This window comes from Streptomyces sp. NPDC090798, assembly GCF_044768965.1.
Lineage (GTDB): Bacteria > Actinomycetota > Actinomycetes > Streptomycetales > Streptomycetaceae > Streptomyces.
Genome location: NZ_JBIVXA010000022.1, coordinates 48,453 through 67,861, shown reverse-complemented (window position 1 = coordinate 67,861; position 19,409 = coordinate 48,453). Strand labels below are relative to the sequence as shown.

Annotated in this window: 17 protein-coding genes and 1 riboswitch; of the genes, 9 read left to right on the top strand and 8 right to left on the bottom strand. The window is 70.1% G+C overall.

The features are described from left to right. Positions 1 to 30: 30 nt before the first annotated feature. A complete protein-coding gene (locus tag ACIQTP_RS35945) occupies positions 31 to 2,808 on the top strand; it encodes an alpha/beta hydrolase family protein (protein ID WP_403407881.1) in 2,778 nt (925 codons plus the stop codon). Between the two features lie 260 nt (positions 2,809 to 3,068). Here ACIQTP_RS35945 and ACIQTP_RS35940 read toward each other — a convergent pair whose 3' ends face one another. After that, positions 3,069 to 3,464, bottom strand: a complete 396-nt coding sequence (locus ACIQTP_RS35940; protein WP_403407879.1) for a DUF6083 domain-containing protein — start codon at positions 3,462 to 3,464, stop codon at positions 3,069 to 3,071. 331 nt (positions 3,465 to 3,795) lie between these two features. Between ACIQTP_RS35940 and ACIQTP_RS35935 the strand changes: the two genes are divergently transcribed. After that, entirely contained in the window at positions 3,796 to 3,987 is a 192-nt protein-coding gene (locus ACIQTP_RS35935; RefSeq protein WP_403407877.1) for a hypothetical protein, read from the top strand. A gap of 197 nt (positions 3,988 to 4,184) precedes the next feature. On the opposite strand, the gene chvE is transcribed toward ACIQTP_RS35935, so the two are convergent. After that, positions 4,185 to 5,273 carry a multiple monosaccharide ABC transporter substrate-binding protein gene (chvE, locus tag ACIQTP_RS35930; protein ID WP_403407875.1) on the bottom strand — a complete coding sequence of 363 codons (1,089 nt, stop codon included), beginning with the start codon at positions 5,271 to 5,273 and terminating at the stop codon, positions 4,185 to 4,187. Between the two features lie 821 nt (positions 5,274 to 6,094). Between chvE and ACIQTP_RS35925 the strand changes: the two genes are divergently transcribed. Beyond that, on the top strand, positions 6,095 to 7,849 hold the full coding sequence (locus tag ACIQTP_RS35925; protein WP_403407873.1) for an ABC transporter ATP-binding protein: 1,755 nt from the start codon (positions 6,095 to 6,097) through the stop codon (positions 7,847 to 7,849). A 119-nt stretch (positions 7,850 to 7,968) separates the two neighbouring features. Here the strand turns inward: ACIQTP_RS35925 and ACIQTP_RS35920 are convergent, their stop codons facing one another. Then, a complete protein-coding gene (locus ACIQTP_RS35920) occupies positions 7,969 to 8,265 on the bottom strand; it encodes a hypothetical protein (protein WP_403407871.1) in 297 nt (98 codons plus the stop codon). 172 nt (positions 8,266 to 8,437) lie between these two features. Here ACIQTP_RS35920 and ACIQTP_RS35915 point away from each other — a divergent pair, with 172 nt between their 5' ends. Further along, positions 8,438 to 8,803 carry a nuclear transport factor 2 family protein gene (locus ACIQTP_RS35915; RefSeq protein WP_351296380.1) on the top strand — a complete coding sequence of 122 codons (366 nt, stop codon included), beginning with the start codon at positions 8,438 to 8,440 and terminating at the stop codon, positions 8,801 to 8,803. Positions 8,804 to 8,827: 24 nt separating this feature from the next. Here the strand turns inward: ACIQTP_RS35915 and ACIQTP_RS35910 are convergent, their stop codons facing one another. Further along, positions 8,828 to 9,442, bottom strand: coding sequence for a MarR family winged helix-turn-helix transcriptional regulator (locus tag ACIQTP_RS35910; RefSeq protein WP_403407869.1), 615 nt, complete (start codon positions 9,440 to 9,442; stop codon positions 8,828 to 8,830). Positions 9,443 to 9,501: 59 nt separating this feature from the next. On the opposite strand from ACIQTP_RS35910, the gene ACIQTP_RS35905 reads away from it, so the two are divergent. Continuing rightward, positions 9,502 to 10,455, top strand: coding sequence for a hypothetical protein (locus tag ACIQTP_RS35905; protein WP_403407867.1), 954 nt, complete (start codon positions 9,502 to 9,504; stop codon positions 10,453 to 10,455). A gap of 17 nt (positions 10,456 to 10,472) precedes the next feature. Then, a riboswitch (ZMP/ZTP riboswitch) is annotated at positions 10,473 to 10,559 on the top strand. Between the two features lie 23 nt (positions 10,560 to 10,582). Next, positions 10,583 to 11,434, top strand: a complete 852-nt coding sequence (locus tag ACIQTP_RS35900; RefSeq protein WP_403407864.1) for a bifunctional 5,10-methylenetetrahydrofolate dehydrogenase/5,10-methenyltetrahydrofolate cyclohydrolase — start codon at positions 10,583 to 10,585, stop codon at positions 11,432 to 11,434. A gap of 36 nt (positions 11,435 to 11,470) precedes the next feature. Here the strand turns inward: ACIQTP_RS35900 and ACIQTP_RS35895 are convergent, their stop codons facing one another. After that, complete coding sequence (locus ACIQTP_RS35895; protein ID WP_403407862.1) at positions 11,471 to 12,457, bottom strand: CU044_5270 family protein; 987 nt, start codon at positions 12,455 to 12,457, stop codon at positions 11,471 to 11,473. Then, positions 12,450 to 13,013 (bottom strand): RNA polymerase sigma factor, encoded by a 564-nt coding sequence (locus tag ACIQTP_RS35890; RefSeq protein ID WP_402032991.1) that lies wholly within the window; start codon positions 13,011 to 13,013, stop codon positions 12,450 to 12,452. The genes ACIQTP_RS35895 and ACIQTP_RS35890 overlap by 8 nt, the downstream gene beginning before the upstream one ends. A 105-nt stretch (positions 13,014 to 13,118) precedes the next feature. Between ACIQTP_RS35890 and ctaD the strand changes: the two genes are divergently transcribed. Both ctaD and ACIQTP_RS35880 read left to right on the top strand, forming a co-directional pair. After that, the gene (ctaD, locus tag ACIQTP_RS35885) at positions 13,119 to 14,804 is read left to right on the top strand and encodes a cytochrome c oxidase subunit I (protein ID WP_403407860.1); all 1,686 of its coding nucleotides are present in this window, start codon (positions 13,119 to 13,121) and stop codon (positions 14,802 to 14,804) included. Then, positions 14,801 to 15,148: a hypothetical protein gene (locus tag ACIQTP_RS35880; RefSeq protein ID WP_403407858.1), complete on the top strand. Its 348-nt coding sequence runs from the start codon at positions 14,801 to 14,803 to the stop codon at positions 15,146 to 15,148. Before ctaD ends, ACIQTP_RS35880 begins: the two co-directional genes overlap by 4 nt. Before the next feature lie 234 nt (positions 15,149 to 15,382). On the opposite strand, the gene ACIQTP_RS35875 is transcribed toward ACIQTP_RS35880, so the two are convergent. Further along, positions 15,383 to 16,054 carry a TetR/AcrR family transcriptional regulator gene (locus tag ACIQTP_RS35875; protein ID WP_403407856.1) on the bottom strand — a complete coding sequence of 224 codons (672 nt, stop codon included), beginning with the start codon at positions 16,052 to 16,054 and terminating at the stop codon, positions 15,383 to 15,385. 173 nt (positions 16,055 to 16,227) lie between these two features. Here ACIQTP_RS35875 and ACIQTP_RS35870 point away from each other — a divergent pair, with 173 nt between their 5' ends. After that, on the top strand, positions 16,228 to 17,496 hold the full coding sequence (locus tag ACIQTP_RS35870; RefSeq protein WP_403407854.1) for a YncE family protein: 1,269 nt from the start codon (positions 16,228 to 16,230) through the stop codon (positions 17,494 to 17,496). On the opposite strand, the gene ACIQTP_RS35865 is transcribed toward ACIQTP_RS35870, so the two are convergent. Next, positions 17,489 to 19,357, bottom strand: coding sequence for a cellulase family glycosylhydrolase (locus ACIQTP_RS35865; RefSeq protein ID WP_403407852.1), 1,869 nt, complete (start codon positions 19,355 to 19,357; stop codon positions 17,489 to 17,491). The two genes, ACIQTP_RS35870 and ACIQTP_RS35865, sit on opposite strands and share 8 nt — an antisense overlap. Positions 19,358 to 19,409: the final 52 nt, after the last annotated feature.

Sequence of the window (19,409 nt, the reverse complement as noted above, 5' to 3'; positions counted from 1 at the left end):
GCCCGCGCTCGAAGTGCGAGGAGGGGATCCTTGAACCGTACCCGGCGAATAGCGGTCACCGCCGTGGCCGTTCTCGCGGCCCTGGCGGGCTCACCGGGACTGGCCCAGGCCCAACATCCGGCCCAGGTAGAGCCATTGGCGGAGAAGACGGACAGCGCGCTGCCGCCGGGCTGGCGCGTCACCGGGGAGGGCGTCGCGCGTGAGCTGGTCTGGCGGTCGGACAGGGCCGTGCCCGTGGGCGACGCCCGCGTCGAGTTCCACGCGGCCGGCCGGCTGCTCGGCTTACCGAAGGCGGCCAAGGACGGCCACACGTTCCGGCTCGCTCTCCACGGAGCCACCCCGCTCAAGGACCTTCAAGTCCTGGCGGCCGGACGCCGGTTGGACGCGCCCGCCGACAACACCGGCAAGAAACCGAAGGACTCCCTGAAGGCCGGGCGGCCCCCGGCCCCACTCCCGGCGAACGCCGTGGACCCGGGCAGGCCGGGCGGATACCGCACGGTCACCGGCGAGTACCACCTCGACCCGGTGAAGCTGCCCGGCTTCGCCCAGCCGGTCGAGATGCAGGGTGTCGTCGTCGCGCCCACCGGCGCCACCGGCAAGCGACCCCTCGCCCTGTTCCTCCACGGCCGCCACCCCACCTGCTTCAAGCCGGGCGGGTCCGAGGACGACGTGACCCTTGAGTGGCCCTGCTCGGCCGGCACCCAGCCGATCCCGAGCCACAAGGGCTATCTGAAGGACCAGAAGCTGCTGGCCTCCCAGGGCTATGTGACGGTGTCGATCTCGGCGAACGGCATCAACGGCCAGGACGGGGACGTCGAGGACGGCGGTGCGCAGGCGCGCTCCTCGCTGGTGCGGCAGCACCTGGCCAAGTGGGCCGGCTGGGCCGCCCACCCGGGCACCGCCCCGGCGGCCGTGCCCGACGCGGCCAAGGCAGACCTGTCCCGCGTCCTGCTCGTCGGCCACTCGCGCGGCGGCGAGGGCGTCAACCGGGCCGCCATGGACAGCCTCTACCCGCCGCCCGCCGCGCAGGACGGCTACCGAGGCCCGGTGCGCTGGAAGATCCGCGGGACCGTCCTCATCGGACCGACGATCTTCGGCCAGAATCCGGTGGCCGACGTGCCGTCCACGACGATCCTCCCCGGCTGCGACGGTGACGTCTCCGACCTCCAGGGCGAGGTGTACGTCGACGGGACGCGCGGGGTCAGCCGAGGCACCGCGCTGCACAGCGCCGTCTACGTCGTCGGCGCCAACCACAACTTCTTCAACACCGAGTGGACGCCGGGCAAGTCCGAGGCACCCTCCTTCGACGACTTCTGGGACGACCCGCAACAGCAGCCCGACCCGGTGTGCTCCACGGGCACCCGCACCCGGCTGACCGCCGACCAGCAGCACCAGGCGGGCGCCGCCTACATCGCCGCCGCGGCTCGGCTGTTCGTCGCCGGCGACGACCGGGTGCGCCCGCTGCTCGACGGCTCGGGCCGGCGCGCCCCCTCGGCGGGCCCTGCCCGCGTGCTGACCCACGCGGTCGGCGCCCACCGCACGGGCGGCTTCCTGCCCGACGCCCCGGTGAAGGTGACCGGCGGCAGGCTGTGCTCGGCGCTCGACCCCGACCCGGCCGTGGCATGCCTCGCCCCCGACGCCGCGGGGAGGTCGCCGCACTTCGCGCGGTGGTGGACGGAGAAGGAGGCCGGCCGCGGCGCGGTCGCGCTGACGTGGTCGGCGCCGGGCGCGGCGACAAAGATCCGCCCCGCCGCTCCGGTGTCCCTCTCCGGTGCCAAGAGTCTGGCGCTGCGGGTGTTCGTGCCGCCGAACACGACCGGCACCAAGCTGGACGTGGCCGTCACCGACTCCAACGGCCGCCGGGCCGAGCTCGGGCAGGTCCAGGTCGACGGGCTGCCGGGCACCGACCGCACCGCCTCCTACTGGGCGCGCGAGCTGCGCGTCCCGCTGACCGCGGCCACCCGCGCCGGCCTCGACCTGAGGCACGTCAAGTCCCTTGAACTGACCCCGCGTTCACCGTCAGGACAGGCCTGGCTGATGGATGCCTGGGGCTGGGCCCCCGGTACCCCGGCGGCCGGGGCCGCGACGTTGCCGCGCGTCGACATCGGCCGGCTGACCGTCAAGGAGGGCGACTCGGGCACCCTCACGTACCACATCCCGGTCCAGGTCTCCGGGCACGGCAGCGGCAAGGTCCGCTTCTCCGTCCTCGACCCGGACACCGGGCAGGCCAAGGACAGGCTGGTCACGGTACGGCCGGGCAGCGACCCCATCGACGTGCCCGTGGAGGTGAAGGGCGACACACGCTTCGGCTACGACGAGCATCACGACGTCGTCGCGAAGGCCGTGCACGGCGCCGTCATCGGCTCGTACCGGGGCGGGGTCACGGCGGTGAACGACGACCCCGCGCCCGCGGTCACCCTGACGCCGGTCACGGACCGGGTGACCGAGGGAGGGACGCTGACGTGGCGGATCTCCCTCTCCGAGCCCGCCGACGTGGACATCTCGCAGCCGGTCCGGGTGCTTCCGGTCACCGAGGGCGCCGAGCTGTCCACCAAGGACGTGGACCCACGGTGGCTGATGGACTACGCCGGTGAACTCCCCGACCCGGAGCGCCCACTCTCCCGGGCGAACCTGTGGGTGTGGACGGACATTCCGGCCGGGACCACCACCGCCGACTTCACCGTGCCGACGGTGACGGACCAACTGGCCGAGCCGGCCGAGTCGGTACGCCTCGCACTGACCGACGACAACGCCGAACCGCTTCCCGGCCATCCCGTGCTGACGGGCACGGTGGTGGACGCACCGTAGGCCGCCTCGTGCAGGGGGCATGGACAGGGTGGTCCATGCCCCCTACGCGGAGCCGCGCCCGCCGCTCGTCGGCTCCCGCTCCGCGGCCGCCGCCTCCACCGCTTCCGCGACGGGTGACACGACACGACCAAGGCCTGATCAGGGCATGCGGCTACGCTCGTGTTCGCGGGGCCCGCCCGCCGCGGCGATCCGCGATCTCACGGAGCGGCACATTCAGCGAACATCACCGGCAGCTGCGGGACATAGGCCGAACGGACCGCCTACCCGACGTCCGGCAATTCGACAGCCGGCGGCGGCGCCGGGGTCGGCGGCGGATCCAGCAACCGCTCCGACCGGCGCGCGTTCTCCAGCCGCATCGCCGTCAGCCACCGCCACAGGTCCGGCAGCTCCTGCCGCGGGCACGCCAGCCGGTGCTCGATCCGGCACCGCTGCGCCGGATCCGCCGGGCACACCCCGTACACCGTGACCCGGCCGTCCGACAGCACTATCCACCGATGCTCCGCCGGCACCAGGTGTGCCGGCACGTCCACCCCCGGCTCCAGCAGCACCCAGTCATGCTCCAACGTCGGCAACCGATCCTGCGGCAGCCCGCAACGCGGACACCTGAACACCTGCCGCGCGCCAATCCGGCGCGGCCCCTCCTCGACAACCCCCATATACAGAGCGTGCGGGCCGACCGGGCATGGCGACACGGCGCCAACCAGTCGGGTCACCTGAGTCGGGAACGGATCAGTGGGGCCAAAAGTGAACCAGCAGGCCCAACGAGCCACGGCCAACCCTCGACCGACAGGCCGAGACACGCGCCTAGTGCCGCGGCAGGCAACGTTTGCCCGTCAAGGAGCGGCGTCCGGTGCGTGCTCTCGGCGTGCCGGCCGGAGGCCCTCGTACTGGACGTACTTGGGTCTTCGGCTGGTGCGGCGAGAGTGCGTGCCGGGCGTCGCGACAGGGCGAACGTTGCCTGTTGCGGCACTAGGTCCTGACCGGCGGTTGACCCGCTGGGCCGCAGCGATCGCGGAGCTGGTGCCGGGCCACGAGGACACCACCCGCAGAAAGACCCGCCGTTTCGACGAGATCAGCCTGGGCGGCCGAGGGATCGACCTCGTGCGTGCGCTGCAGCGACCGACGGGCGCCGGCCTCGAGCACCGGCCGGTCCCCGGCCGCGAGGTGGTCCACCCATGAATCGGGGCGCCCTCCGGGCAGGCGGGGCCGATCGGCTTCAGCGCGGCCAGGGTGTTCGTGGCCCCCTTCTCGAGGCGCCGCCCGGGGCGGCCCCGCTCCGCCCCGGCTCGACCCGGCGGCGGGCCGGATGCCGAGTGGTTCCAACGGCGCGAAGAACACTCCTTGTCGAGACGGCGGGTTCCGCCGTGGTCGTGGGGCTACTTCAGCTCGGCGTCGGTGTAGTAGCCGCCCGCGACCAGGACACTGTCGTAGTTGGTCTTGTCGACGCTGATGGGCTGCAGCAGGTAGGCGGGCACGACCTTGGCTCCGTTGTCATAGGTCCTGGTGTCGTTGAGCTGCGGCTTCCTCTTGTTGAGCACGTCGTCGACCATGTTCGCGGCGACGTCGGCGAGCAGGCGGCTGTCCTTGTAGACGGTCTGCGACTGCTGACCCGCAATGATCGACTTCACCGAGGCCAGTTCGGCGTCCTGCCCCGTGATGACCGGGAGGGGCTTGCTGAGCGAGCCGTAGTCGTCCGACCTCAGCGCTGCCAGGACGCCGATGGAGATACCGTCGTACGGCGACAGGACCGCGTCCACCTTCCTGGTCTTGTACGACGTGGTGAGGATGTCGTTCATGCGCTTCTGCGCGGTGGCGCCGTCCCAGCGCAGGGTGGTGACCTGGTTGAGGGCGGTCTGACCGGACTGGACGACCAGTTGCCTGCTGTCCAGGAACGGCTGCAGGAGGTGCAACGCGCCGCTGAAGAAGTACTTGGTGTTGTTGTCGTCGCTGGAGCCGGCGAACAGCTCGACGTTGAACGGGCCCTTGCCGTGCTCCAGGCCGAGCTTGTCGATGATGAAGCGGGCCTGGAGCCGGCCGACCTGCTCGTTGTCGAAGGAGGCGTAGTAGGTGACGTTCTTGGTGCCGAGGATGAGCCGGTCGTAGGAGATCACCGGGATGTCGGCGTCGGCGGCCCGCTGGAGCACCTTGTTCAGCGACTTGTTGTCGATGGCCGCGATGATCAGTGCGCTGACGCCCTGCGTGATCAGGTTCTCGATCTGTGAGACCTGGGTCGCCGGGTCGTTCTCGCCGTAGACCAGCTTGGTCTTGTACCCGTTGGCCTGCAGGTCCTTGACGACGCTCTTGCCGTCGGTGATCCAGCGCTCGGAGGCCTGGGTCGGCATGGCGATGCCGATGGTGCCGCCCTTGGAGCTGCCCGTGCTGTTCTGGCCCCCGCAGGCGGACATGGTGAGGGCGACGGAGGCAGTTCCGGCGAGGGCGGCGAGGGCGGCTCTGCGATTGCGCATGGTGATCGTTCCTTGTTCTTCTCGTCGTTGAGAAAGATGACGGCATAACAGATGTCGGTGAGAGAGCGGCGATTGAGCGAGCCGGGCGCGCGACGAGCAGATCGAGCGCGAGTCGGCCGTGCCGCGTCCAGGCTCAGGGCCCCGCGTAGGGGCGCCGCACGGGCGGATTCCGGGCGCCCTGGACAGGCCGAACTTCAGGTACAGCGGCGCGCCACGGCGGATCAGCTCGGCGACCGTGCAGATGCGCACGCGGCAGCCGAGGTCGTCGGGGCCTTTGGTGCGCATCTCCATGGGAGTGAACTACCCGTATTCCCTTGCGATGTGACTGATGGTCAGGTTGGCCGCAAACAATGGTGAGTGGGGGCTCAGGAGCCTCGATGTCTCACGGTTCGCCGATCGGCGCGTCGGCGCAGCCCAGGCATCCGGGTCTCGTCGATTCGCGTGGCCCCTCTGCCGGTGCACACCTGAACGCACGTCAGGCCCCACCGCGACGTTACGTCCACGTGTGTTCCAACTCCGGTGGCGCGCAGGGCAGTTGCCTTTCAACCGTTCGAAATTTCGTCACACGTTCGGACGTAGGCGTGACCCTAGAAGGGCGGGTGCGGGGTGTCAACGGGGAGGACTGGCAAGGGTTCCTGAAAGGTATTGGGGATTCGCTCCGTGAAAGCTCGGCTCTGATACCGAGCCCGCGCACTCTCTGCCGGCGCGGGCTCGTCATGGTCCGCGACCGGTCCTCCTCGCGCGGCGGGTGACCCGTTCCCCTCCGGGGGCCGCGCCGACGTAGCCTGAATACTCCGCACCGAACTCCCGCTAGGAGCACCGTGAGCATCGCAGAGCCGTACGCCGGACCGCCCGCCTGGCGGCTGCTTCTCGGGTACGTACGACCGCACAGATGGGCGCTGCTGGCGGGCGCGTTGCTGGCACTGACGACCGGCGCCACGGGTCTGGTGCTGCCGCTGGTGGCGCGGGGGCTCATCGACGACCTGTCGCACGACCGGTCCATCGGGCGGGCGCTCATCGGTATGGCGGCGCTGGTGGTCACCAACGCCGCGGTGGGGGCGCTGGGTTCGTACGTACTGCGGCGCACCGCCGAGTCGGTGGTGCTCGGCGCGCGGCGCGCCCTTTCCTCGTATCTGCTGCGGCTGCGGATACCGGCCGTGGACCGCAGCGAACCGGGCGACCTGATGGCCCGCATCACCTCCGACACCACGCTGCTGCGCGAGGTGACCACCGATTCACTCGTGGGCATCGGCACCGGCGGTCTCACCCTGGTGGCGACGGTGGTGATGATGGGCCTGGTCGACGTGGTACTGCTCGGCGTCACCCTGGGAGTGATCCTTTGCGCGGGTACGGTGCTCGGCGTGATCGTGCCGCGCATCAACCGGGCCAGCAAGCAGGCGCAGGACGCCGTCGGCGTGATGGGCGCCTCGCTGGAGCGGATCCTGGGCGCGCTGCGCACGGTCAAGGCGTCGGGTGCCGAGCACCGGGAGGAGCAGACCATCCACGCGGCGGCCGAGGAGTCCTGGCGGCAGAGCGTACGGGCCGCCAAGTGGTCGGCGGCCGCGGGCAACACGGCCGGTCTCGCGATGCAGATCGCCTTCATCACGGTCCTCGCGGTGGGCGGTGCACGGGTCGCGACCGGTGCGATCGAAGTCGGCACGCTGGTCGCCTTCCTCCTCTACGTCTTCTATCTGATGTCGCCGATCCAGCAGGTCGTCGGCGCGATCACCCAGTACCAGACGGGCGCCGCCGCGCTCGCCCGCATCCAGGAGGCGCTGCGGCTGCCCGCCGAACCGGACGCGCTGCCCGCGCCCCTGCCGGCCCCCGGCTCCGCGCCGGCCGCGCTCGCCTTCGACGACGTCCGCTTCCGGTACGCCGACGACCTGCCGTACGTCCACCACGGCGTGACCTTCGCCGTCCCGGCCCGCGGCATGACCGCGTTCGTCGGCCCCTCCGGCGCCGGCAAGACCACCGTGTTCTCGCTGATCGAGCGGTTCTACGACCCCGAGGCGGGCGTCATCACGGTCGATGGCCGTCCCCTGGAGGAGTGGGACCTGCCCCGGCTCCGGTCGGCCATCGGGTACGTGGAGCAGGACGCCCCGGTCCTGTCCGGTTCCCTGCGCGACAACCTGCTGCTGGGCAACCCGGAGGCCGACGACGCCGATGTCACTCGTGTGCTGAAGACGACCCGGCTCGACGGGCTGGTCGCCCGGCTGCCGCGCGGCCTGGACACCCTCGTCGGGCACCGCGGCACCAAACTGTCCGGCGGCGAACGCCAGCGGGTCGCGATCGCCCGCGCGCTGCTGCGTCACCCCCGCCTGCTGCTCCTGGACGAGGCGACCTCACAGCTCGACGCGGTGAACGAGGCCGCGCTGCGCGACACGGTCGCCGATGTGGCCCGTACGACCACGGTCCTGGTGGTCGCGCACCGGCTGTCCACCGTGACGATGGCCGACCGTATCGTCGTCATGGACGCCGGCCGCGTACGCGCCGTGGGTACCCACCGGGAACTGGTGGCCGGGGACCCGCTCTACGCGGAGCTGGCCGCGACCCAGTTCCTCGCGACGGCGGGCTGAGGAGAGCGGACCGCCGCGCGTTCTTCGTACGAAGTTTCCTTCACTCGGCCCACCCCATAAGCGTCTGCCCCCGGCACGGGATGCCAGGGGCAGACGCGAACGGCACGGGCGGACAGGACCTAGGCCTGGAGGCCCGGGAGGAGTCCGGTGACGGGGGCGACCAGGTCGGTGACCTGGTGCAACTGGTTGAGGTCGTTCAGACGGTTGAGTCCGGCCAGTTGGTCGGCGATCCGCGGGATGTCGGCCTGGTGCTGCGCGGGGATGTCGCTGACGGCGAGCGCGTCGAGCTGGGTGATCGGGTTCAGCTTCCCCGCGTCCGGGGCATCGGCGGCGGCCGCGGACGCCATCGGCGCGGCAAGGCCCGTGACACCGACGGCGAGACCAACGGCGGCGACCATACGTCGTGTTGAGATCATGCTTGCAGCAACGGTCCCGGACGGCGCGCGGTCACGGCCGTCCCCCGCTCCTCACCCGAGAGGCGCATCGCACCTGCTGGGCTTGCCGTGGGGCATGGGGCGGAGGACGCTCGGTAGAGAGGCCCTTCGCGGTCCCCTCCTTACTGGACCGCGGCCTTCCAAGGAGGTCGACATGGGCACCATGGCAGGCCCCGCCTTCGACACCGAAGCGCTACGGCGGGGCATAGAAGGACACAGTGCGGCGGATCTCCTGTCGCTCTACGCGGACGACGCGGAAATGACCATCGTCGACCGCAACACCCAGCCAAGCCACCCGATGATCAAACACGGTCGCGGCGAGATCGCCGAGATGCTCAACGACGTCTACAGCCGCGACATGACCCACAAGTTGGAAGAGTGTGTCGTCCAGGGCGACCACGTGGCGTTCACCGAGTCCTGCCAGTACCCGGACGGCGTGCGGGTACTCGCCAGCTCGATGGTCTCGCTGCGCGACGGCAAGATCGTCGAACACACGCTGCTGCAGGCATGGGACGAGTAGGAAGGAACTGGCCGAAGGTCCAGATCAACTCTCGCCTGACCTGGACCTTCTCGGCGAAGGCCGCGATGGGGCGCTCGCGCCCGGGGCGGCCTCGGCTGCCACGACCAGTTTCCGCAGCAGGTCTGCGAGCTTCCGCTTCTCTGCTGGGGTCAGTACTGCGAGCAGCGCGTTCTCACCCCGGTCCTCCGACACCGCGTGCCGTTCGAACGCGGCGTATCCGGCGTCGGTGAGCCGCACCTCCACGCGACGCCGGTCGGCCGTGTGATGGGTACGGGCGATCAGCCCCGCCTCCTCCAGCGGACCGAGCCGCGCCGACAGGGCGCCGCGGGTCAGCCCGACCATGTCGGCGAGCTGCGAGGGGCTCGCCGCGTAGGGCGGGCCGAGTCTGCGCAGCATCAGCAGCACCTTGAACTGCCAGTGCTGCAACCCGCCGGAGTCGAGCATGTCCCGGCGGGCCTGGGCCGCGTGCCGGGCCAGGATCGCGAGCCGGACGAAGATCTCCTCCTTGACCGGGTCCACCCAGTCGAGTTCCTTCGCCCAGACCGCGACGTGCCGGTCGACCGAGTCCGCCGCCCAAACCTGCCCCCGCGCGCCCTTCCCCTCATCCGCCTTCACGTCAGCCGCCTTCACATCTTCCATGCGCCCCTCCGTAGATAGTTTTCTTGTGGATAGTTTTTCTGATTACTACTTTCCCTGCCATGACGAACACCGCAAGTACCCTTCGTACGGTCGTGGCGCTCGACGAACTCATCGCCGTTGCAAGGGAGTTGAGGATCGGCGGTCGCTGGGAGCGCGCGACGCGCCTGCTCGACTCCGCCGAGGCGACCGATCCGCTGGCCCGTGCACACCTCGCCGTGGCCGCCGCCGAAGTCGCCCTGGAGAGGGACTGGTTCGGCGGGACGACCCTCGCCGGGCCACGGCTCGCCGCCGCCGAGGAGCTCGTCGAGGTGCTCATCGAGAGCCTCGCCGGGAAGCCCTCCGATGAGGCGCACCCCGGCATCCGCTGGGACCTGGACTCCCTCCGGCTGCGCCACGGCTACCTCGGGCGGGTGCGCGTCGACGGTGCCTTCCGTGCCGGACCCGACGGCAAGGACCCGGACGCGCTCGCCGCCCTCCGCACGCACGCCGAGCGGCTCCGCGGCCAGGCCCCGGACGAGGTGCGCCGGGGCTGGGCCGAGATGTATCTGGGCCTCGTCGCCGACAATCTCTTCGCCGAGCGGGACCTGGCGCCCGGCCACTACGAAGCCGCGCTGCGCGCCGGTGAAGCGGGTGAGGCGGCTGAGGCGGGTGAAGAAGGTGAAGCGGGCGGCTCACCCGGCTCCGGTGACGACCTGCTGGCGCGTGAAGCGTTGCGGCACCTCGGTGATCACGACCACGACCACGGTGACCACGCACGGGCGCGGGAGCGCTGGAGCAGGGCGGCCGAGCTCGGCGCCCGGTCCGGAACCGTCCCCGGCACCCTCTCGCAGCAGCTGCTCCTGGCGGTGCTGGCACGCGACGCGGGCGACGAGGCCGGGGCCGTCGCGCTGGTCCGCGAGGTCGCCCGCTGGGCCGGGGCCATCGGCGCCGTGACCACCGAGGCTCAGGCCAGGGGGTTCCTGGCCGGGGTCGACCCGACGGCGCCGCCCGCTGCCGCCGAGTCGGACAGCTGATCGTACGAGCTACCCTGGTCGCGGGCCGTGACTGGCGCTGAGGTGGAGTACCACCGGGGAGCGGCCTGACGAACGGGTCTTTGCCGCGCGCCTGGGCGATTGTGTCAGCGACGCTCAGGAGTAGCTCATGTCCCAGGCCCAGCTCATGGACGGCGCGGGTCTCGCGCGCCGCGTCGTCGAGGAGACCGCGAAGCGCGCGGCCGAACTCACCCGGCGCACGGGGGTGGCGCCGTGTCTCGCGACGGTGCTGGTCGGCGAGGATCCCGCCTCGGTCACCTACGTCCGGATGAAGCAGAACCGCAGCCGCAAGGCCGGCATCGAGTCCCGGCACGTCGCCCTGCCCGTCGACACCACCACGGCCGAACTGGTCGACACGCTGAAGGCGCTGTCGGACGACCCGACCGTGCACGGCATCCTGCTCCAGCACCCCGTCGGGCCGCACATCGACGAGCGGGCAGCGTTCGAGGCCATCGCGCCGGAAAAGGACGTCGACGGGGTGACGCTCAGCTCGTACTCGGCGATGAGCTTCGGGCTGCCGGGCTTCGTGTCCTGCACCCCGGGCGGCATCATGCGGCTCCTCGACGAGTACGACGTCGACCCGGCGGGCCGGCGTGCCGTCGTGGTGGGGCGCAGCGCGATCCTCGGCAAGCCGGTCGGGATGCTGCTGCTCGGTCGCGACGCGACGGTGACCTACTGCCACTCGCGGACGACCGGTCTCTCCTCGGTCGTACGCGAGGCGGACATCGTGGTGGCCGCCGTGGGCCGGCCCCGGCTGATCCGCGGTGAGGACATCAAGCCGGGAGCCGTCGTGATCGACGCGGGCTACAACCCCGGGAACGTCGGCGATGTCGACTTCGACACCGCCCGCGAGCGGGCCCGGCTGATCACGCCGGTGCCGGGCGGTGTCGGCCCGATGACGATCGCGGTCCTGCTGGAGCAGACCGTGACCGGGGCCGAGCGCCAACTCGGCCTCCGGTAAAGCGATTCGGCTTCGCTGACAGAGCTTCGGGTCCGCTCAGCGCATCCACGCGCTGTACGACATCACGTCCCCGGCCTTGACGCCGTACTCGGGATCGTCCTTGGTGACGGTGTCCTCGATCCCGAGTACGGCGCCGCTCCTCGGGTCGAGGACCAGCATCCGGCGCGCGGAGTACGTGGTGTCGTCGTACACGTACGCCTGTCCCTGCCTGCCCAGCCGGTCGGTGACCACTCCGGCCGGGCGCAGCCCCTTCGCGCCGGCGAGGACGCGGACGAGCGCGGCGTCCTCGCGGGCGCCGAGCGTCCAGTTGCCCAGCAACTCGGCGACGGCGTCCAGAAGTTGGGATGTGCCCATCGCCTCAGTGCGGTCGATCTCCTCGAGATAGGCGCGCAGCCGCTCGGCGTCGTGCGGCGGCCGGGCCATCGGCGGGGCGTCGCTCCAGCTCGGCGGGTAGGTCTGCCGACTGAGGACATGCCCGTCCTCGACCGTGCGGGGGACGGGGTCGGCGTCGGTCACGACCGGCCTGCCCGGATGGCGGGGGTCGGTCGCCACCACGAGTTCCGTGTGGCTGCCGTCGGCCTTCCAGCGGACCACGCGTTCCTCGGGGAGGGTGATCGGCGGCCGGGCCCCCGGCCCGGAGGTCAGGCTCATGCTCCAGGTCTGTACGTGGGTGCCCTGGACGAGCCGCTGCGACCCGGCGGACGCGGCCACTCGGTCGGCGAGCCGGTCCAGGGGTAGGGGGGTGGAGCCCGCCTCGACGATCAGCGGGCGGGGCGCGGCCACGGCCGGGGTGGTGGTCGATCCCGACAGCGTGAGCGTCAGGACGACGACACCGACGGCGGCCGCGGTGCCGACGCTCCAGACCCAGCGGCGCAGCGGGCGGGGGTGCGTGCCGCGCCGTTCGCCGTGCAGGAGTTGGTTGAGGCGACGCTCCGCGTGCTGGTCGAGGGGGCGGTCGTGGAAGCGGGGGTCGGTGGACGGCACCGGGTTGGCGCGGCGCAGGATGTCGAGTTCGTCAGCCATGGCCGTGCTCCTTCGGGGTGTCGCGGCGGGGCGGGGCAGTGCCCCCGGCCACGGTGACGTGCATACGGTCGATCTCGGCTCTGAGCCGGCGGCGGGCGCGGTGCAGGCGCATGGCCGCGGCGCGACTGCCGCAGCCGAGGGCGACGGCGACCTCGTCGACGCCGAGTTCCTCCCAGGCGGTGAGACGCAGTACCTCCTGGTCGGCCGGGGAGAGCCGGGCCAGCGCCTCGTGCACCCAGTCGCCCGGCGACGCGGAGTCGGGGCTGTCGACGACCTGTCTGCCGTGCGCGCTCTCGTCGTTGCCGATCCGGTCGAGGAGCCTGCGGCGGCGCCCGTAGCCGCGTACGGCGTTGGCCAGGCAGTGGCGTGCCACCCCGTACAGCCAGGGAAGCGGGGACGGCGGGAGGTCGGACCGGCGCCGCCAGGCGACGGTGAAGACCTCCGCCACCACCTCCTCGACATCACTGCTCCGGCCGTCCAGTCGCCTCGCCACGTAGCGGCTGACCGCCCAGTAGTGCTCGCGATAGGCAGCGGCGAAGGTCTCGTCGTTGCTCATGATCCGTAGGTGTCCGGCAGGTGCGCGATCGTCACAGCCGCGGGTGTGACGCTCGTCGCTTCACTCCAGTGTGACGGTGGGCCCGGCGCCGGACACAGGCGGGGCATGGAAAGCACCACAGTGACGACGCCGCCCGCAGCCCTTCCCGCGCGTGGGAGGCGTCCTGGACTCGCCGCGGTGAAGTGGCTGACCACCACGGATCACAAGACGATCGGCACGCTGTATCTGGTCACGGCGTTCGGCTTCTTCTGCGTCGGCGGGGTGATGGCGCTGCTGATGCGCGCCGAACTCGCCCGGCCGGGGCTTCAGATCATGTCGAACGAGCAGTTCAACCAGGCGTTCACGATGCACGGCACGATCATGCTGCTGATGTTCGCGACGCCGCTGTTCGCCGGTTTCGCGAACTGGATCATGCCGCTGCAGATCGGCGCGCCCGACGTGGCGTTCCCGCGGCTCAACATGCTGGCGTACTGGCTCTATCTCCTCGGCTCGCTGATCGCCGTGGGCGGGTTCCTGACGCCTCAGGGAGCGGCCGACTTCGGCTGGTTCGCGTACGCGCCGCTGTCGGACGCGGTCCGCTCGCCCGGTGCCGGCGCCGACATGTGGATCATGGGTCTGGCGCTCTCCGGCTTCGGCACGATCCTCGGCTCGGTCAACTTCATCACGACCATCGTCTGCATGCGCGCCCCCGGCATGACGATGTTCCGCATGCCGATCTTCGTGTGGAACGTGCTGCTCACGGGTGTTCTGGTGCTGCTGGCCTTCCCCGTACTGGCCGCCGCGCTGTTCGCGCTGGAGGCGGACCGCAAGTTCGGTGCCCACGTCTTCGACGCGGCGAACGGCGGTGCCCTGCTCTGGCAGCACCTCTTCTGGTTCTTCGGCCATCCGGAGGTGTACATCATCGCCCTGCCGTTCTTCGGAATCATCTCCGAGGTCATCCCGGTGTTCTCCCGCAAGCCGATGTTCGGCTACATGGGCCTGATCGCCGCGACGATCTCGATCGCCGGTCTGTCCGTGACCGTGTGGGCGCACCACATGTACGTCACCGGTGGCGTACTGCTCCCGTTCTTCTCCTTCATGACGTTCCTCATCGCGGTGCCGACGGGCGTGAAGTTCTTCAACTGGATAGGAACGATGTGGAAGGGGTCGCTGAGTTTCGAGACCCCTATGCTGTGGGCGACCGGCTTTCTGATCACCTTCGTCTTCGGCGGTCTGACCGGTGTGATGCTCGCCTCGCCGCCGATGGACTTTCCGGTCTCGGACTCGTACTTCGTGGTGGCGCACTTCCACTACGTGATCTTCGGTACGGTCGTGTTCGCGATGTTCTCCGGATTCCATTTCTGGTGGCCGAAGTTCACCGGCAAGATGCTCGACGAGCGCCTCGGAAAGATCACCTTCTGGACGCTGTTCGTGGGCTTCCACGGCACGTTCCTGGTGCAGCACTGGCTGGGTGCGAACGGAATGCAGCGCCGTATCCCCGACTATCTGGCGGTGGAGGGCCTGACCACCCTCAACACCGTCTCGACCATCTTCTCCTTCCTTCTCGGCAGTTCCCTCCTGCCGTTCTTCTACAACATCTGGAAGACCGCCAAGTACGGCGAGAAGGTCGAGGTCGACGACCCATGGGGCTACGGCCGCTCACTGGAGTGGGCCACGTCCTGCCCGCCGCCGCGCCACAACTTCCTCACGCTGCCGCGGATCCGTTCCGAATCGCCGGCCTTCGACCTGCACCACCCGGAGATCACGGCCACTGCCGCACATCTGGAGACGCCCCAGAAGGAACTGCGATGACGACCATGGACGACCGTCCGCCGTCCCCGCGGGCACTCATCAACGAACTGGAGGGCCATCTGCTCATCGAGGCCGCCAAGGCCGAGGGACGGACGGAAGCGGCTCGTTTCACCCATTCCCTGGCCTGGCTGACGGACACTCAACGCGAAGAGGTGGAAGAACGCTTCGCAGCCGCCTACCTGACGCTCACCCGCCGCTCCTGGCGACGGACGGCACGGCGCGGCCGGGAACTGCGCGCCGAGTACGAGGCGAGGTACCGCGCACTGCGTCGGCGCCTTTGCGCCGTGTTCCTTCTCGGTGCCGCTTTCGCTCTGGTGACCGTCGTCTCGGTCAGCCGACGGTGACCTCGCGAGCGAGGTCGGCACGCAGAAGGTCCTCGTTGCGACCGGACAGCATGTCTTCCTGGTCGTTGAACAGCTGCCACCGGATGCCGAACACATCGCCGAAATCGCGCCCGAACCCGTGGGGACGGGGAGCGGCGCGCGGGTCCCGAACCCGGCGGTGATCTCCGGGGATTCACCACCGGGTTCGAGGACACCTCGACCGGTGGCCCGCACGGCGCCCACGGTGGGGTCACGTCATGGGGTTTTGGGCCCGTGCGGGTTCCACCCCGCCGGCCGCAGGATCCCCAGCAGTTGACGGACCAGTTCCTCGACCACCTCGTCGAGCGTGGCGTCCACCCAGCCCGCGCGCCAGTCGTGCAGAAGGCCGTTGACGCTGCCGATGAAGGCGGTGGCGGCGATCCGGTAGTCGCGCGGCACCGCCTCGCCGCGGTCGGCCGCCGCGGTCGCCTCGGCACAGATGAAGTCGACCCAGCGCGCCCGGCGGGCGAGCCGCTGCTCCTCCAGGCGCGGGCTGACGCCGATGATCTCGACGAAGGTGATGCGGATGCGGCGCGGATCCGCCGTCACGTTCGCGGCGTAGGCGCGGAAGATCGCGGTGGCGCGCTCGGCGAGCGGCAGGTCCCCGGCGTCGGCGAGAGCGGCCAGAGCCGCCTCCTCGGCCCAGTCGTTGACCTGGAGATGGAGGGCGGCCAGCACGTCCTCGAGGGTGTGGAACTCCTCGTAGAACTGACGCGTCGACAGTCCCGCCGCCTCGCTCAGCGCCGCGATGGTCGTGGATCTGAACCCCGGGCTGTCACCGAAGAGTTGGAGCGCGGCGGTAAGGAAGCGTGAGCGTCGCTCGGCCTGCCGTTCCGCGGCGGTCCTGCCTCCGTAACGGCCGGTCGGCTGTTTGATCCTGCCCGCCACGCGTTCCTCCCTCGCCGGAGGGACGAACCGGTTCGTCCCTCCGATGATTTTGTCGTGCACGGACCCTTGTGGAGAGTGCCGCCCCTTCCTTACTTTCCAGTAAGTCCACTCTGAACGCAGTGGTGTTCAGACTTTCGGTACCCGCACCCCCCGCCTACGACAAGGGGCCCACCATGTCTGCCCTCAGACCCAGACACCTCTGTACGCTCGCCGCCGCCGTCGCCCTCACCTTCACCCTCGGCGGTGCGGCGCCCGCGGCCTCCGCGCGGACCGCCGCCCAGACCGTCGCGGCCGACCTGCGCGAAGTGATGTTCGTGGGCAACAACTGGGACGGCACCGCGGACGTCATCAAGTCCACCGGTGACTTCGCGAAGGTCGGCCGGATCAACGTCGTCCCGGACAAGGACGCGCGGATGGCGGAGATCAACGCCGATCCGATCAAGTGGATCTACTTCCAGGCCATCCGCAACGGCGTCGGGGAGGGCCACGACCAGTTCGTCGACGACATGTACTCCACGCCCGACGGCAGGTCAGTGGTCGTTTCCCGCCCGAGCTTCGCCGACGTCGTCTCGATCGACCTGGCGACGGGGAACATCAACTGGCGCTTCCCCGTGGCTGGTTACCGATCCGACCACATGGCCGTCTCCCCCGACGGCACCCGCGTCGCGGTCTCCGCGTCGACCGCGAACACCGTGCACGTGCTCGACATCAACACGGGTAAGCAGCTGGGCTCCTTCGCCACCGGCGACAAGCCGCACGAGAACATCTTCACGCGGGACGGCAAGTACATCTGGAACATGGCCATCGGCGATGTGAACACCTCGCTCGACGACCCGTGGCTGGACTGGACGAAGGGCGACCGGCACATCACCGTCGTCGACGCGACCACCTACAAGCAGGTCAAGGTGATCGACATGCGGCAGCGGCTGGACGCGATCGGTCTCACGGACTTCTCCGACGCGGTCCGGCCCGCCGTCTTCAGCCCCGACGAGTCCAAGCTGTACTTCCAGGTGTCGTTCTTCAACGGCTTCCTGGAGTACGACGTGGCCTCCGACCGGATCACCCGGGTGAAGACCCTGCCGATGAACCCCGCGACCAGCACCGACCGCACCACCTGGGTCAACGACTCGCGCCACCACGGCATTTCGATGAACCCGTCCGGCACCAAACTGTGCGTCGCCGGAACGATGGACGACTACGCGACCGTCGTCGACCGGGCCACCCTCCAGGAGGGCCCGCTCGTCACCGCCTCGAAGCCGTACTGGGCGACCGTCAGCGGTGACGGCAAGGACTGCATCGTCTCCGAGAGCGGCGCCGACCAGGTCACCGCCATCGACTTCGCCACGGGGCAGAAGACGGTGTCGGTGCCGGTCGGCGACCACCCCCAGCGTGTTCGCCTCGGCCATGTGGAGGCGAACTGGACGGGTCCTGCGACTAGTTGACCGCCGACGCGGCCCATGAGCTCAGTTCGGAACGGGCCGCGCTCAGCAGATCGGCGGACGGTGCCGTCGCCCCGTTCGTGACCAGCGCGTAGTGCAGGGTTCCCGAGTCCGGTGCGGTGAGCAGCAGTCGGCGACTGCCGGCGCCGCCCGGCTCGGGGGCCACGGCGATCGGGGTGGTCGTGGTGTAGGCGGGCGGGGAGATCGTCGCCCCGAGATCGGAGACCACCGTCGTGGAGACGGTCGGGAAGGACGCCGGGAGATGGAGTTCGGTGGGAGCGCTGCCGCCGCCCGAGCGCCACAGGAGCAGCCCGTACTGGCCCGATCCCACCAGCTGGGAGACGTGCGGCAGGGACGACGGAACCGGGTTCCAGGTCAGGGTGGTGGAGCCGTCCCGGGAGCGGTCCTCGTAGGTGAAGGCGACCGTGCTGCCCGAGGTCGCGCTCGGATAGAGCCGGTCGAGCAGGCGGGCGTCCTGACGGAGCACAGCCGTGCCGGAGTCGTCGAGGCCCACGGCCGAGAGGTCCTCGTCGTTCCAGGCGTCGCCGGAGGTGAGGACCTTGCTCGCGTTGCCGTTCATCAGCTCGTGATGGCGGCCGCTGTAGATGTCCCACTGCCACTGGGTGCCGGAGAGCACCGGCCCGGAGGACGCCGGTTTCGTCCACCAAGTGGCGCCCGGCAGGCGGGAGTCGAGGGCCTGATACATGGCCTTGTCGACGGTCGGGGCCTTGCCGGAGACCGTTCCCGACAACGGATGGCCGAACTCGCTGACGATCGCCGTCGTCCCCGCGCTCGAGGCGCGGTCGCGGACCGTCCCGAAGTCGGTGGCGTACTGGCCGTCCGCGGCATTGCCCCACATGAGGATGCCCGAGATGGCCTTCTGGTCGTAGAAGTGGGTGTTGAAGACATAGCGCGGGCCGAGGGTGCCCGCGTCGAGCAGGCCGCCCTCCTGCTTCTGGGAGTCGATGTTGGAGTTCCAGAAGAGGTTGGCCTCGACGAAGGCGGGCTTGTCCTGCCAGCCGGCCGCGTCCATCCGGGAGCGGAACTTCACATAGAACGGCCAGAGCAGGTCCCGCTCCCAGGTACGGCTGGTCTGCCCGGAGTCGTAGGTGCCCGCGTACGGCTCGTTGAACGGGTCGAAGCCGACGAGGCCGGCGAACTGGGCCGTGGTGAGGTGCTGTCTGACATAGGTCATGGTGGCCTGGGCCGTGGTGAGGAAGGCGTCCTGGACGCCGTACGCGTTGTGCCAGAAGTCGTACTGCGCCTGCTTCACGGCACCGTTCTGGGTGATGTTCTGGCCCCAGAAGATGCAGATCCCGCAGGACTCGCCCGGGTAGTTCCCGGCGTCCACGGCCCACTTGGGGGCTCCGTCGCCGGTGTACCAGCTGCCCGAATTGAAGAGGTAGCGGGAGTAGAGATCCTGATGGAAGTCGGGATACACGCGGATTCCGGCGTCGAGGAAGGCGCGTATCTGGTCGGTGACGGCGGCGAGATAGGCGGAGTCGACCTGGCCGCGTACGGGTTCGGCATGGGCCCAGGAGAGCAGGAAGCGCACGGAGTTGCCGCCGCCGAGGGCCCGCAGGGCCGTCGCGGACTTCTTGGCGTCGGCGACCGAGGCGAAGGGCAGACCGCTGTTCTCTTCGAGTTTCGTCTCGCCGGAGACGTTGTAGCCGCGCAGGACGACCTCACGGCCGAGTCCGTCGAGGAAGCGGCCCTTGTCGACCGTGAGGGTGGCCGCCGACGGCGCGTCGAACCACAGGGAGTCGGGGAGTCCGTCCGCGGCGGCGGGCTGGGCGCCCGCCGCCGAGAGGAAGCCGGTGAGGAGTACGAGGACGCCGAGCAGACGCGCACGTAACTTCGACATGTCCACAACAGTCACCGTTACGCAAGACGGCGTCAATACTTCTGACTCCGGA